Here is a 13,550-nt window from a genome sequence, read left to right as displayed (position 1 = left end):
TTCTGTGCATATGCCAGATTCTGAGCGCCTGTCCGCCTCCGCGCCCGCGACCGATAAGCGACCGCGCCAGGTTTCCGAAACTTTCGACCCTGACCGGTGGCGGGACATCGGCCCCGATGAGCTCTCCGGTCCCGCCTTCACAGACATCACTTATCACCGAGCGGTTGACCGTCAGGCCGACGGCACCGTGCGCGATCTGAACTGCGTGCGGATTGCGTTTGACCGGCCCGAGGTGCGCAATGCGTTTCGGCCGCACACGGTGGATGAGCTTTTTAGGGCGTTGGACCATGCGCGGCTCGACCCGGGGGTGGGCGTGATTTTGCTGACCGGGAATGGTCCGTCACCCAAGGACGGCGGATGGGCTTTTTGTTCCGGCGGTGACCAGCGCATTCGTGGCCGATCGGGATACCAGTACGCCGACGGTGTCAGCTCGGCCAGCGTCATCCCAGGGCAGGCCGGACGGTTGCACATCCTGGAATGTCAGCGGCTCATCCGCACCATGGGCAAAGTGGTGATCGCTGTGGTTGGTGGTTGGGCGGCAGGCGGGGGGCATTCCCTGCATGTGGTGGCCGATCTGTCGATTGCCTCGCGCGAGCATGCTCGGTTTAAGCAAACCGATGCGAATGTCGGCAGTTTTGATGGCGGGTACGGGAGCGCCTATCTTGCAAAGCAGGTTGGCCAGAAACGGGCTCGGGAGATTTTCTTCCTGGCCGAGGAATACTCAGCGGAGGATGCCTACGCTTGGGGCGCGGTCAATAGGGTGGTTCCCCACGCCGAGTTGGAGGATGCCGCCTTGGAGATGGCCCGCATTATCGGAACCAAATCGCCGCAGGCTATTCGGATGCTGAAGTTCGCTTTCAATCTCACCGACGACGGCCTGATGGGTCAGCAGGTTTTTGCGGGGGAAGCTACCCGGCTGGCCTATATGACGGATGAGGCTGTGGAGGGACGGGATGCCTTTTTGCAGCGGCGTGAACCCGACTGGTCGCCCTTTCCCCACCCCCAGGGCTAGGCGTGGGTATGAACGAGCTGGATTGGCGCATCCCTGCGCCCTATGACAGATCTCTTGCGTCGTTGCGCGAGCACTGCGAGGCGCTGCGTCCTGTGGCGACATCCTGTCTAGATGGCCGGCGCCCCGCCACCCCCTTCCCCGCCGTATCCGGGGATGGCCCCGGTGTCATTGCACCCAGCGCTGTCGCATCCATCGCCACTGAGGAATCTATCCCCGCCCGGGTATGGCTGGGCCCGTTTCCTGCTCCGGGGAGGTTACCGAAGGCGCTCAACAGCACTGTTTTGGTGGTCCCGACCTCTGGCAGCACAGGCACCGCCAAAGCCGTGGCGCATTCCCTGGCGTCTTTAAAAGCGTCATGGGACATCACCGATCGTGCCCTGGGTGGTGCTGGAGTATGGCTGTGCCTGCTTCCACCCACCCATATCGCCGGGATCCAGGTGCTTTGCCGGTCGCTCGCCGCCGGATACGAGCCCGGACTAGCAGACCTCTCCCAGACGTTCACCCCCGACCATTTCCTACATGCTGTCGAGGCGTTTCATGTCCATGCCCAGAGCCAGGGCGCACCCCGACGATTCACCTCGCTGGTTCCCACCCAGCTACAGCGCCTGATCAACGCCGCCACCGCAGATGCCGCTACCGCGCGGTCCATAGCCGATGCGCTCAGCAGTTTCGACGCGATTCTGGTCGGCGGCGCCGCCACCTCCCCTGATCTCCTGGAGGATGCCTGCACGCTCGGCGCACACGTGGTCACCACCTATGGGTCCAGCGAAACCGCCGGGGGATGCGTCTATGATCGTCGTCCTCTGCGCGGGGTCCAGCTCACCCTTCGCGATGACCGTCTGCTGATTGACTCCCCCACCCTGGGTTTGGGGTACCTATTCCCCGACGGACACGCTGACCTTTTCCCGAGGCCTTTGCCCACCTCAGATCTGGCGCGGCTGGATCCCACCGCATCCACCACCGTCACCGGACCCATCACCTCTGCGACCCCCGATGTGCTCCTGACCGTGCTGGGGCGGGCGGATGACGTCATCATCAGCGGCGGGCAGAAAATCCTTCCGCAGGACGTCGAGCGGGCCCTGGCAACTATGCCGGGTGTGCGTGAAGCAACCGTGGTCGGTATCCCCGATCCTGAATGGGGCCAAGCACCCGTGGCGTTGCTGGTGTGTTCACCAGAGGCGGGCAAGCAGCTGCCCTCGCGCGATGACGTACGCAATCACCTACGTAGCCTCGGGCTCAAACGCTGGCACACTCCGCACCGGCTACTTGCCGTGGAAGAACTTCCCCGGCTCGGGATCGGTAAGATCGACAGGTCCGCAGCGACAGACCTTGCGCTGTCTCAGCTTCACGACGGCGAACAGCCACAGTGACCAGCACCTGAGCACAGGCCCGCGGCTACACCCGTGCCAGCCGTGACAACGGCTACACCCGTGCCAGGTGCTTCAGCCGGTTGCCTCACAGCACCGTCTCAGTCCATCGATATTGCCTCAAGGAGTTCCGTGGCCAGTCCCGCCCAGTGGATCAGCGCAGCCCGCCCCAAAACGTTACCCGCCGCCGTCGCGCCCGTTGCCGTGGGCACCGCGCTGGCGATTATTGAAGCGGGTCTCAAACCAAGCATTACCATCCCTCGTGCCCTGCTGGCACTCGGGCTTTGTCTCGCACTGCAAATCGGCGTGAACTATGCCAATGACTATTCCGACGGCATCCGGGGCACAGACGACCAACGAGTCGGACCTTTCCGCCTCACCGGTTCCGGGGCAGCTCGACCCGCCGCGGTCAAACGCGCTGCCTTCATCTGCTTTGCCGTCGGCGCCATCTGCGGATTGACCCTGGTCGCACTCGCCGGAGCCTGGTGGATGGTGCTGGTCGGCATCGCCGCAATCGCCGCCGCCTGGTTCTACACCGGTGGAACGAACCCGTACGGGTACCGAGGGCTCGGCGAAGTCTTCGTGTTCGTGTTTTTTGGGCTGGTGGCAGTTTTGGGCACCAGCTATCTGATTGCCGGCACAGTCAGCATCGGCGCGGTGTGTGCGGCGTGCGCTGTCGGGTTACTCGCCGTATCGCTTCTGGTCATTAATAATCTGCGGGATATCCCCACTGACCGGGCTAGCGGCAAACTCACCCTGTCGGTGCGCATCGGCGACTCAGCCTCGCGCCGACTGATCGTCGCATTGCTGCTGGTCCCGTTTGCTCTCATGATTCCGGTGATCATCTCAGCCCCCTGGGTCGCTTTAGTGGCCGGCGCATTGCCGCTGACTATCGCCCCGCTTCGGGATGTGCTGATCAGACGCCTCACCGGATACGACCTCATCCCGGCCCTCGGGTCGAGTGGCCGCCTGGAACTGGTGTTCTCGTTACTGGTTCTCGCCGGAGCGCTGTTGCACCGCACCCTCGGGTGAGGAACCGTCGATGAGCTGATCTTCAGCATCGGCGTCGTGATCGCGGACCGGAGCCTTGCGCGCACGGCGACGCGCATCCGCTTGTTCCCAACGCAACGCAATGCCCTGCCGGGGACGCCCGAGGACAAGAATTGACACCAGCATCGCGAGAACCGCGGCAAAAATCCCGCTCAGGGCTAAACTCCCGAGCCCAATCCAATACAGCAGCCACCACAGGGCCGCGAAAATGAGGACGCGAAGAAAGACATACAGCAGAAGGTCTCGCACGGTAAACCACTCTATCGGGCGGAACAAAAAGCTGCCGATACACTGGCTACATGCCCAGGGTCATCCTCGCGATCGTGATAATTGCTCTGACCATCTATGCGATTGCCGACTGCGCGTCCACCGACGACACGCGAATCAAAGGGCTGCCAAAATTCGTGTGGCTCATCGTGATTGCACTGGTCCCCGTCGCGGGGCCAATCGCATGGATCTTAGTCGGCAAAGATCGCAGCATCGCTGGTGTCACCGGCGTCCGTCGAGAACTGCGCGATGAGCTGGCTCGCCGACGGGAAGCTACCCGCCGTCGACGCCCCATGGCTCCCGATGAGGACCCAGAGTTTTTGCGCAAGCTCGATGAGGACATCAGACGCCGTCGCCGGGAACAGCAGCGTAAAGAGCAGCCGGACGAGAATCCTCGGGGCGAGCATCCACGGCACGACGACTGATCCCGAGGCGTTCCGTGTGGGCTATTCCGTTAACAGTCTTGAGTGGCGTCTTACTTGCCGTGCAGTCGCGCATCAATGGTCAGCTGGCCGCTGAGCTCGACGATGGCTACGTGGCCGCAGCCATATCGTTCGGGAGTGGCTTGATTTTGGTGGCCACATGTACCTTGGCTCTGCCCCGGGCCCGATGCGCCACCGCCCAGTTCTGCCACGACCTTTGGCAACGACGTTTTCCCTGGTACCTCGCTCTTGGAGGTGTCGGGGGCGGCATGCTGATCCTGGCACAGAGTCTCACCGTGGCGTCCATCGGGGTGGCGCTGTTCGTTGTCAGCTTGGTCGCCGGACAGACCGTAACCAGCCTGGTGGTGGACCGCGTGGGGCTCGGACCAGGCGGACCCCGTCAGCTTTCGGTCTCTCGGGTACTGGGTGCGGTGCTCATGGTGGCGGCGGTGATCCTCGCGATGTCGGGAGAAGGAATCACTACGGCGCAACACAGCATCCCGTGGGGGCTGCTCATTCTGCCGGTTATCGCCGGAGTGTTTGTCGGCCTGCAACAAGCGGTCAACGGGCGAGTCTCCACCCATTCGGGCCACTATTTAACGGCGACCCTGGCGAATTTCGTGCTCGGCACGATCTTGTTGGTGATCGGTGCGTTGATTCACGTGGGTGTGAGTGGCCCGCCGCGGGCTCTACCGACGGATCCGATTCTCTACATTGGCGGGGTGATCGGGGTGGCTTTTATTGCTATTTCTGCTCAGCTGGTGCACACCTTGGGGGTGTTGACCCTGGCAATGACCACTATTGCCGGGCAAATCACGGGGTCTGTTCTGCTGGATACGATCGCTCCCGCGCCCGGAACCCATCTGGTGTGGACAACCTTGGCTGGGGCCGTGCTCACCCTGCTCGCGGCAGGTATCACCGCCCGGCGTCGCCGCGTGTAATCCGCCGCACCTCATGAGACCTGGCGCGTTGGCACATAACCCCGCGCACTCATCGGCGCCAAGACACGCTAGCTGGTCGGCACCCTTATACGACCCAGACCTGCCATGACATCACTGGTGCCGTCACCGGCAGAAAGCTCCGTCAGACGGTCACCACAATTTCGTCGCCGTCGCGCCACGCCGCGAACATGGCCTCCGCGTTCAGAGCCACAACGATCCGTCCCCGCGCATCCACGCCGATAATGCCGCCGTCTGCGCAGCGCGGTCCAATCTCCTCATCCAGAACCCCGGCGAGCGCCGTTTCCAGGTCGTCTTCGCGGTATCGCATCCGTGAGGCTATCTCGTGCCCGGTGCACGCCTCGATGAACGCTTCCCCGGTGCCCGTGCAGGAAATCGCCACCAGGCCGGTTCGGGCATAGGTTCCGGCACCTGCCACCGGGGTGTCCCCGACCCGTCCGGGGGCCTGGTTGACCAGGCCACCGGTGGAAGTGGCCGCCGCGAGGCGACCCGACGCGTCCCGGGCCACTGCTCCGACGGTGCCGTGTTTTTCACCTTCTTCGAGTCCGGCGCGCACTCGTTCCAGCTGGGTCCGCCGCGCCTCGGTGATGAAATAGGCCGCCGGGGCGGTCTCGCATCCGTAGGCCGCGATGCGCTCAGTATCCACCCCCATCATCAGCACATGGCGGCCTTCGTCGAGCACTGCACGTGCCATCCGGACTGGATTGCGCGCACCCGTCAGGGTTGCCACCGCGCCCGCTCGCGGCAGACCGTGAACCGGCTGGGCCTGCGTATCAGCCATCGATGCCATATCCGCTGCCGCATCCGGGCGGGCAGAAGTATCTGTGGGCATGGCGTTACTGCCGCCGTCCATCACACAGGCATCGAGTTCGACGCGCCCTTCGGAGGTCAACGCTGCACCTCGTCCAGCGTTAAACAGGGGGTTATCTTCCAGTTCCGCGACCGCGGCGCACACCGCATCCACGGCGCTGCCGCCGCGCTCTAAGATCTTCTCCCCTGCCGCGTGCGCGGCGCGAAGGCCCTCTTCGTAGTCGGCTTGGGCTTCGAGGCTGAGTTCCTCGGTGCGCGAACCTGCACCTGCATGCACCACGATGCTAAATGCCCGGGTGGGGCACGCGGTGGCAGTGCGGGCCGGGCCAGGGATCGTCAGGCTGCTGGTGGGGTTGGCGGGATGCGCCGAGAGTTTTTCCGGGGATGCGGGAGTGTTGGACACGGTTGGCATGGTAGCGCTTCGCCGATCAGCCTGTCCGAGGATTTATTCAGGCTTTCATGGATACTGCCCCATCTCACGCAGACGACCACGGGTCCGGCCCAAGGCCAAAACTCCGTGGTCGTCCGCTAGTTGCGGGGTGAGCGAGTGCTCCCGTTGTGGCGATGCCCTAAATTTCTTCCAGCGACTTGCCCTTGGTCTCCCGTGCAAACAGGTAGGTGATGGCGCCGATGATCAGGCAGATTCCGAAGAAGCTGAACGCTGGGGTGATCACATCCAAGGTGACATTTTGTTTCACCGCGTTTCCGCCGATCATGAAACCCAGCAGTGCGGGGCCGATGATTTTCGCGGTGGCGCCGATGCCGTAGCCGAGGCCAAGGCCGGTTGAACGCGCCGCCGTCGGGAACTGTTCAGCGCCGAAGGCGTTGAGAATGCCGAATGCACCGTCGCCAAACATCATGATGACGAGAACCGCAATGAAGAACACAACACCGCTGTGATGTGAGAAAGCCGCGATAAAGCAGCCCACCGCACCCAGCAGGCCGAACAGGAACATGGTGGTGCGGCGGCCAATTAAGTCCGCGAGGAACGCCGATCCGAGACGGCCAATGAGATCGGCGAACGAAACCAGCATGAACAGCAGCGCTACGGTGCCCACGCTGTAGCCAAACCCATCTTTGAGCAGGGTCTGTCCCCAGGACTGTACGGCGAAGCCACCCATGATGAAGCAGAATGAGCCCAAGGTGACCACGATCAGCGGTCGCAGATACTTTGTGAACACCACACGGTAGGAGGCTGCCGAGGTTTCTTCGAGCGGCGGCAGGGATCCCACTTTCTCGATCGGAAGCTCCAACGCCCAGGCGAGGGCTTTGCGCGCGTCGTCGTCACGGCCTTTGCTCTGGAAATACCGGGGCGATTCCGGGACGAAATGCAACCAGATCAGCAAGAGTACTGGCAGGCAGCCCAGTGCGATCAGCAAACGCCAATCGTCACCGACGATTTTCTGCGAGACCGAGCCGAGGAAGAGTCCCAGCGGAATGAACACGGACCCGAGGCCCGCAAGCAGGCCGCGATGCTTGGACGGCACGAACTCTTGGACGTACGGGATTGAGGTGATGTTCAATCCGCCGACGCCGATGCCGACGCCTACCCGCAAAATGGCGAGCATCCACCAGCCGCGGTCCGGTGTCAGCAGTGTGAGCGCGGTGAAGCCGACGAACATGACGACGCACCAGAAGAATGCGTGACGTCGGCCCATGTGGTCGGCGAGTCGGCCCCAGAGGATGGCGCCGAGAACCGTGCCGAGCCCCGAGCAGGCCAGGATCGTCCCGGCTTCAAAGCCGGTGAGGTGCCATGGTTTCGTCAGCAGTGCCACGACGAAACCGATCAGGAACATGTCGAAAAACTCCGACAGGTTTCCCATCACGACCAGGGAAATGAGGCTCTTTTGATTCTTGGTAAGAGGACGGGAGTCGATCTGTTCATACGCGGTGGGCGATGATGCGGTGGCGTTCATACGATCACCTCACAATGTCTGTCGTCACGGGAATATCGAGTTCTCGCGGCGAAATATGGGTGAGATCGCCGTGGTGGGTAAGGGCGTAGGCTGCGGTGCGCATTCCGAAGGAGACGCCGTCCATAACGCTTCCGGCCAGGACACCATGCAGCGTTCCCGCAACGAAGGAGTCGCCGGCGCCGGGCCGGTCGACCACGGGAACCCGCTGCACCGTAAAGGTGTGTTCGCCGGCGTCTTCTGAGGACAGGTAGACACCCTCCACCTGGTCCGTGGAGACGACGTGCCGGCTACCAAAGCGCGAGCGCAAAGCGTGGCAGACCTCGGGGCCATTTCCGTTGATGCCAAAGACGGTGGCGCCGTCTTTGCGGGAGCAAAACAGCACCGTGGCTTTTTCTGCAATCGGGGTGAGGACCTCGCGGGCCTGGTCGCCACTCCACAGCATGGTGCGATGGTTGACGTCTAGGACGATGTCCACGCCGCGTTCGGCGGCGGCGTCGGCAGCATAGCGCACCAAACGCGCCGTGTTCTCGGTTAGAGCTGCGGTAATGCCGGTGAGGAACAGGATTCGGGCATCGAGCATGGTGTCCCAGTCGAAGTCCTCAATTTTCGCGTCCCTAAACGGGGTGCACTGGCGGTCGTAGGTGACTTTGCCGGGCATCGGGAACTCACCGGGTTCCATGAAATATAGGGCGACGCGACCCTCGGGAACCCGCACCATATGGGAGAGATCCACACCTACACTGCGGAATTCCTGAAGCACCCGCTCGGAGAGGTCCCCCTGCGGCATCACCGATGACCAGGAGGTGTGGCGTCCGAGTTGGGAGAGCAGACCGGCAACGTTCGCTTCGCTGCAGGCCGCGGTCATGCGCAGCTGCCGGGCTGAGACCAGGCGTTCGCCTTTATCTACGGTCAGGCGGATCTGTCCTTCACCAATCGTGGTGAGGTCGTAGGTCATGCCGTCACCCCCAGACTGGCAGCCATGGTTCCGTACCGGTTGTGGTAGCGGTCGTAGTTGGCTTCGATTTCCTCGTCGGGCAGGATTTCGATGTCTCCTAGAGATTCCGCGATGGCGACGGTGCGTGCCACGTCTTCGACCATGACGGCGGCTTGCAGAGCCTTGTTAATGGACGGTCCGATGGTGAACACGCCGTGCTGTTTCATCAAGATAGCCGGGGAGCGCCCAATTTTTGCGAGGACTTCGCGCCCGATGGCGTCGCCGCCGATGGGTGCGTACCCGCCACAGGGCACAGGTCCCCCGAATTCGTCAGCGATAGCGGTCAGGCAGCAGGGGATTTCTCGACCCACTGCCGCAAAGGCAGTGGCGTACCGCGAGTGCGTGTGCACAACGCTGCGCACGTCGTCTCGACCCCGGTAAATCCCAAGGTGGGACTGGGTATCGGAGGATGGTCCGCGATGGCCTTCAATCACGCGCCCGTCCATGGACACTACGACCATATCGTCCGGTGTCATTTCGCTGTAGCGCACGCCGGACGGCTTAATCACGATCACGTCGCCGCTCTCGTCGCGAGCGGAAAGATTCCCTCCGGTCCACGCGACGAGTCCGGATCTCGCAAGCGCGAGGTTGCCCTCGCACACCTCTTCTTTCAACTGTTCAAGCATCTTTGCCTCCTGGTGGGGTGCGGTGTGGTGGGGTTTAGGCGTGGGTGCTGATCGTCAGACCGGCTGTGCGCAGCCATCCGGCGATCAGTTCACGCGAGCGGGCGCTGATCGCAGCGGAGTCCGGGGCGTCGTCGTTCCACATTTCGAGCATGATTCGACCTGACCATTGCTGCCGGGCGAGTTCATCGAAAGCGGTTGGGAAGTCCGCGACACCTTGGCCAAAGGGGATCCGCCGTGGTTCACCGACCAGCACGTCTTTGACGTGCAGGGCCAGCATGTGACCGCGTCCAGCGCGCAGTTCGTCGCGGGTGTCCAGCTGCTGTTCAGCGATGTTTCCGATGTCTGGGTAGAGCTGAAGCCACGGCGAGTCAATGTCGCGCACGATCTCCATCGCTCCGCTGATCGAGGTGACATCGTTGCCGTCGACGTTTTCGATGCCGAGTAACACCCCGGCGCGGGCCGCGTGGGGCACTGCCTGGGCCAGGGTCTCGATGTAGCGGGCACGCTGGTCCGGGTCGGGCTGTTCGTAGTACGCGTAGTAGCCGGCGACTTGCAAAACGGGGATGCCAAGGTCTTGGCACAGGTCGATTCCGTCCCGGAAAATCCGGGCGGCTTCGGCGCGCACGGCTGGGTCGGCTGAACCTGGTCCGACGGCTCGGTGGACGGATAGGCATAGTCCGCCGATCTGTATGCCGTATCGGCGGGCGGTGTCGCGCAGGACTCGGCGTTCGGCGCTGGGCCAGGTGAGGCGTTCGCGCCGTTCGGGACTTTCGTCGACGCTGAGGTCAACGAAGCTGAAACCCGCATCGCGGGCGTCAGCGAAAAACGCGTCCCAGTCCCCGGTGTGGCGCAGGGCCTTCTCGTAGATCCCGAGGGAGATGGCGCCGTCGTTGTGGCGGCCTGGCGAGCATTCGCATCCGCAGTGTTCGCTCATGAGGCGCGCCCATCTGCCCAGACTTCCGCAATGCGCTGCTGCAGCTTGGCGGCGGCGGCGTGGGGGTCATTGGCTTTGACGATTTCACGTCCTGCGATCACGACATCTACCGGGGCACCTTGGAAGACATCGAGTTCGTCGGCTTTGATTCCTCCGGTGACGGTGACGGTGAATCCCAGCTGTTTAACTTCGGCGATTCGGTCGAGGTCGCGGGAGGTCCATTCGAGGATTCCCGCGGCTTCGAGGTCGCGCGAGCGTTTGACGATGACGTGTTGCACGCCGATGTCGCGCCATTGGCGGGCTTTGTCGAGCGTGTAGTGGTCGTCGTTCAGCTCTACCTGAATTTCGCCGCCGAGTTCATCCGCGACTTTGACTACCTGTTCGATGGTGGTCAGGGAGGCTCCGGCGACACAGCTGACCCAGTTCGCGCCAGCGTCTAGGCAGTTGCGGGCGATCAGGTTGCCTGCTTCAGCGATGCGGACGTCCGCGAGGATCGTGGTGTTGGGGTAGAGCGCCCGGATTTCGCGGACGGCACGTAGCCCCTCGTTGATGATCAGGATCGTGCCGCATTCAATGACATCGACGTGGTCGATGGCGGCGTTGAGCGGGCGCAGCGCGGAGGGCAGATCGGTTGTGTCGAGTGCGATTTGCAGGCGTGGGTGGCGAGCACCTTCCATGGTTCTTAGCCCTCGACTCGCATGGTGAAGAAACGCTGGCCGTTGAGCATGAGGAGCTTGTGGACGTACTCGGGGTCGAATCCTTCGGCGATCATGCGGGGGCCGTCTACCGCGGGGTTGAAGTCGACGCCGGTCACTGCGCCGTATGCCTTCTGGTATCCGCGTTTGCCGGAATCGGTGCCGAGCAGGATGCGGTCGCCGTAGCCTTTCTCGCCGAGTTCACGCAGTTCCATGATGCGGTTGGAGTCGGGCTGGTATTTGATGCGGTAGGTGCCGTCGATTTCGAGGTAGACGCCTTCGTCGAGGATCTGCTGCAGGTAGAACACGTCGGCGTTGCGCTGGATGTGGCCGATGGCGATCCGGTCGGCGGGAACTCCCATTTTTTTGAGTTCTTGTGCTTGTTCGAGGCCGCAGGTGCCGTAGGTGGTGTGGGTGTTGATCGGGGCGCCGGTTTCGATGGAGGCGATGGCACAGGCTTCCATGCATTTGCGTTCAAACGCGGTGATTTTGCCGTAGGCGGTGGCGACTTTGATGCAGCCTGCCTTGTAGGGGGTGCGTTCGACGACGGGGCCGGAGTAGTCGTGGCGGTCGATGCCTTCTTCGATGTCGGCGATGATCAGTTCAGCGATTTTCTCTACGCTGTAGCGGCTCACCCAGTGGGATTGGGTCTCTAGGTAGACGTGTTCGCGGTGGAAGCCGGTGGTGGCAATGACCTGCAGACCGTCGACGGCGGCCTCAACTTCGGCGAGTTTGTCCAGGTCGCGGCCACAGTTGATGGGGCACATATCGACGACGGTGCCGCCGTTCGGGCTCCATTTCTTGGAGGCTTCGGCGAAGTAGGTGCCTTCTTCGATGGCTTTCTCGACCGAGTCGAGCTGGTGGTCGCGGTCGATGTAAACCTCTCCGGCCCCCACCCGGATGAGGTGATCGTGGGCGTTAACCACACCGAGCGTCGCCGGATCAACATCGCCTCGGATAGTGCGGGCAAAAGGCTTAGCTGCCATGGGACGATCTCCTTCGATAATGGGGCCGGACATCCTCGGTAATCCGCGCCCTGGATACGTTGTGAATGTAGGCAGCTCGTAGAGCATTCACCACCACCCGCATGAACATCGGTTCACGCATCCACTAGATTGCGACGTCTTCCCGTGATCTAACTGGGAGTTCAGTCCCGAAACCATTATCGTGACAGCGATAACATGAACAGATGATCACGCGTACCGCGACCATGGAGGAACGGCACCACATCTCGTTGCTGTTGGACGTGGCACGCCTGTACTACGAAAACAACCTCAGCCAGGGCGCTATCGCCCAGAGAATCGGTTACTCGCGTCCGACTGTCTCCCGGCTCCTTGCCGAGGCCCGGCGCCGCGGGATCGTCACCGTCCACATCTCCCACCCGTTAGAACGAGTGCTCACCGTCGAAGAAGCACTGACGCGCCAATTCGGCCTCAAAGCCGTCCGAGTCGCAGAATCCGGCGGCGCCATGTCCACCCCGACCGCTGTTGCCCGCTGCGCCGCCGACCTGGTCATCGAAAGCACCCAGGACGACGTCGTGCTCGCCATTTCAAACGGGATGGCGGTCGCGGCCACGGTCGATGCAATGCCGAAACTTGAACGCACCCAATCCCGGGTGGTGCAGATGATCGGCAGCGTGGGGCGCTCCGACACCTTGTTGGACTCTCCCGAAGCCTGCCGTCGCATGGCGGCTAAGCTTGGCGGCCGCTACCACGCCCTGCCGGTTCCGCTGGTGGTCGCCTCATCGGCCTTAGCTATCGCCCTTAGGCAAGAGGACCAGGTGGCGACCACCCTCGAGCTGGCCGCCCGGGCTGACGTTGCCCTGGTCGGAATCGGTGCCGTGCTGCGAGGCCGCTCCGGACATATTTTCGACGGGCACGAGAACGTGGAAATGTCGGCCCACCTGACACATTCCCAAGCTGTGGGCCATATTTGCGGGCACCATTTCGCTGCCGACGGTTCCCATGTAGACACCCCGCTATGCGCGAGAACCATCTCCGTGGATCCCTCTCGCATGCGCTCGATCCCACTGGTGATCGGCGTCGCGTGGGGGCGTGAGAAAGTGGAGGCGATCCGGGCGGCTATCGCAGGCGGATTCGTGTCCGCGCTGGTTACCGACCGCGAGACCGCGGTTGAACTGCTGGTTGATGACACCCAGCGGTAAAACCACACCCTGATCAGACCGCCCTGTAGACAAGGTGTACATCCAAGTTAAAACGTTCACAAACAACCCGCCTGTGAGCCGCCGACCACACCACCGGCCACACTGCCTCAATGCTCACCCCTAGGACTTCAGTCATGGCCAGGTAGTAATTCTCGGAAAATCCCAAGAAGCCACACCTAACCTACTGCCGTATCCAGGCCTTCTCGTTCTCCCCCCGAGAACTCGTGACAGAAAGCGTCCCATGGCACCGTCGCACTTTTTCGCTAAGCCACGACCCACGACGAGACTTCTCTGCTTCGTCGCCACATTAAGCGCTATGACTGGCCTCGCCGCG

14 protein-coding genes are annotated in these 13,550 nt (G+C 62.6%); 6 read left to right on the top strand and 8 right to left on the bottom strand.

Annotated features, from left to right (window positions below):
- Positions 1-10: 10 nt before the first annotated feature.
- From BN1724_RS10260 to BN1724_RS10250, 3 genes are all read left to right on the top strand, one after another.
- Positions 11-1,012, top strand: a complete 1,002-nt coding sequence (locus tag BN1724_RS10260; RefSeq protein ID WP_058235951.1) for a 1,4-dihydroxy-2-naphthoyl-CoA synthase — start codon at positions 11-13, stop codon at positions 1,010-1,012.
- A gap of 8 nt (positions 1,013-1,020) precedes the next feature.
- Positions 1,021-2,382 carry an AMP-binding protein gene (locus BN1724_RS10255; protein WP_084253160.1) on the top strand — a complete coding sequence of 454 codons (1,362 nt, stop codon included), beginning with the start codon at positions 1,021-1,023 and terminating at the stop codon, positions 2,380-2,382.
- A 129-nt stretch (positions 2,383-2,511) separates the two neighbouring features.
- Positions 2,512-3,411 carry a 1,4-dihydroxy-2-naphthoate polyprenyltransferase gene (locus BN1724_RS10250; protein WP_058235285.1) on the top strand — a complete coding sequence of 300 codons (900 nt, stop codon included), beginning with the start codon at positions 2,512-2,514 and terminating at the stop codon, positions 3,409-3,411.
- On the opposite strand, the gene BN1724_RS10245 is transcribed toward BN1724_RS10250, so the two are convergent.
- The gene (locus tag BN1724_RS10245; protein WP_058235284.1) at positions 3,367-3,678 is read right to left on the bottom strand and encodes a DUF4229 domain-containing protein; all 312 of its coding nucleotides are present in this window, start codon (positions 3,676-3,678) and stop codon (positions 3,367-3,369) included. The two genes, BN1724_RS10250 and BN1724_RS10245, sit on opposite strands and share 45 nt — an antisense overlap.
- A gap of 50 nt (positions 3,679-3,728) precedes the next feature.
- Here BN1724_RS10245 and BN1724_RS10240 point away from each other — a divergent pair, with 50 nt between their 5' ends.
- Both BN1724_RS10240 and BN1724_RS10235 read left to right on the top strand, forming a co-directional pair.
- Positions 3,729-4,121, top strand: a complete 393-nt coding sequence (locus BN1724_RS10240) for a PLD nuclease N-terminal domain-containing protein (protein WP_058235283.1) — start codon at positions 3,729-3,731, stop codon at positions 4,119-4,121.
- Positions 4,122-4,135: 14 nt separating this feature from the next.
- Positions 4,136-5,059: a DMT family transporter gene (locus BN1724_RS10235; protein ID WP_231928228.1), complete on the top strand. Its 924-nt coding sequence runs from the start codon at positions 4,136-4,138 to the stop codon at positions 5,057-5,059.
- A 142-nt stretch (positions 5,060-5,201) separates the two neighbouring features.
- On the opposite strand, the gene BN1724_RS10230 is transcribed toward BN1724_RS10235, so the two are convergent.
- The 7 genes from BN1724_RS10230 to BN1724_RS10200 form a co-directional block, all read right to left on the bottom strand.
- A complete protein-coding gene (locus tag BN1724_RS10230; RefSeq protein WP_231928227.1) occupies positions 5,202-6,290 on the bottom strand; it encodes an isoaspartyl peptidase/L-asparaginase family protein in 1,089 nt (362 codons plus the stop codon).
- Between the two features lie 166 nt (positions 6,291-6,456).
- On the bottom strand, positions 6,457-7,803 hold the full coding sequence (locus tag BN1724_RS10225; protein ID WP_058235281.1) for an MFS transporter: 1,347 nt from the start codon (positions 7,801-7,803) through the stop codon (positions 6,457-6,459).
- A gap of 4 nt (positions 7,804-7,807) precedes the next feature.
- Positions 7,808-8,758: a sugar kinase gene (locus BN1724_RS10220; RefSeq protein WP_058235280.1), complete on the bottom strand. Its 951-nt coding sequence runs from the start codon at positions 8,756-8,758 to the stop codon at positions 7,808-7,810.
- Positions 8,755-9,423: an L-ribulose-5-phosphate 4-epimerase gene (locus BN1724_RS10215; protein WP_058235279.1), complete on the bottom strand. Its 669-nt coding sequence runs from the start codon at positions 9,421-9,423 to the stop codon at positions 8,755-8,757. The genes BN1724_RS10220 and BN1724_RS10215 overlap by 4 nt, the downstream gene beginning before the upstream one ends.
- A 34-nt stretch (positions 9,424-9,457) precedes the next feature.
- On the bottom strand, positions 9,458-10,357 hold the full coding sequence (locus BN1724_RS10210) for an L-ribulose-5-phosphate 3-epimerase (protein ID WP_058235278.1): 900 nt from the start codon (positions 10,355-10,357) through the stop codon (positions 9,458-9,460).
- On the bottom strand, positions 10,354-11,034 hold the full coding sequence (locus BN1724_RS10205) for a 3-dehydro-L-gulonate-6-phosphate decarboxylase (protein ID WP_058235277.1): 681 nt from the start codon (positions 11,032-11,034) through the stop codon (positions 10,354-10,356). The genes BN1724_RS10210 and BN1724_RS10205 overlap by 4 nt, the downstream gene beginning before the upstream one ends.
- A 5-nt stretch (positions 11,035-11,039) precedes the next feature.
- Positions 11,040-12,038 carry a phosphotriesterase family protein gene (locus BN1724_RS10200; protein ID WP_058235276.1) on the bottom strand — a complete coding sequence of 333 codons (999 nt, stop codon included), beginning with the start codon at positions 12,036-12,038 and terminating at the stop codon, positions 11,040-11,042.
- Between the two features lie 203 nt (positions 12,039-12,241).
- Here BN1724_RS10200 and BN1724_RS10195 point away from each other — a divergent pair, with 203 nt between their 5' ends.
- The gene (locus tag BN1724_RS10195) at positions 12,242-13,216 is read left to right on the top strand and encodes a sugar-binding transcriptional regulator (RefSeq protein WP_197671787.1); all 975 of its coding nucleotides are present in this window, start codon (positions 12,242-12,244) and stop codon (positions 13,214-13,216) included.
- The last annotated feature ends 334 nt before the right edge of the window (positions 13,217-13,550 follow it).

Source organism: Devriesea agamarum (assembly GCF_900070355.1).
Lineage (GTDB): Bacteria > Actinomycetota > Actinomycetes > Actinomycetales > Dermabacteraceae > Devriesea > Devriesea agamarum.
The sequence above is the reverse complement of the archived record's forward strand: the minus strand, read 5'-3'. Positions and strand labels throughout refer to the sequence as shown.

Coding starts and splice junctions, on each gene's coding strand:
- BN1724_RS10260 (WP_058235951.1), top strand. CDS start 11: ATGCCAGATTCTGAGCGCCTGTCCGCCTCCGCGCCCGCGACCGATAAG.
- BN1724_RS10255 (WP_084253160.1), top strand. CDS start 1,021: ATGAACGAGCTGGATTGGCGCATCCCTGCGCCCTATGACAGATCTCTT.
- BN1724_RS10240 (WP_058235283.1), top strand. CDS start 3,729: ATGCCCAGGGTCATCCTCGCGATCGTGATAATTGCTCTGACCATCTAT.
- BN1724_RS10225 (WP_058235281.1), bottom strand. CDS start 7,803: ATGAACGCCACCGCATCATCGCCCACCGCGTATGAACAGATCGACTCC.
- BN1724_RS10220 (WP_058235280.1), bottom strand. CDS start 8,758: ATGACCTACGACCTCACCACGATTGGTGAAGGACAGATCCGCCTGACC.
- BN1724_RS10215 (WP_058235279.1), bottom strand. CDS start 9,423: ATGCTTGAACAGTTGAAAGAAGAGGTGTGCGAGGGCAACCTCGCGCTT.
- BN1724_RS10210 (WP_058235278.1), bottom strand. CDS start 10,357: ATGAGCGAACACTGCGGATGCGAATGCTCGCCAGGCCGCCACAACGAC.
- BN1724_RS10205 (WP_058235277.1), bottom strand. CDS start 11,034: ATGGAAGGTGCTCGCCACCCACGCCTGCAAATCGCACTCGACACAACC.
- BN1724_RS10200 (WP_058235276.1), bottom strand. CDS start 12,038: ATGGCAGCTAAGCCTTTTGCCCGCACTATCCGAGGCGATGTTGATCCG.
- BN1724_RS10195 (WP_197671787.1), top strand. CDS start 12,242: ATGATCACGCGTACCGCGACCATGGAGGAACGGCACCACATCTCGTTG.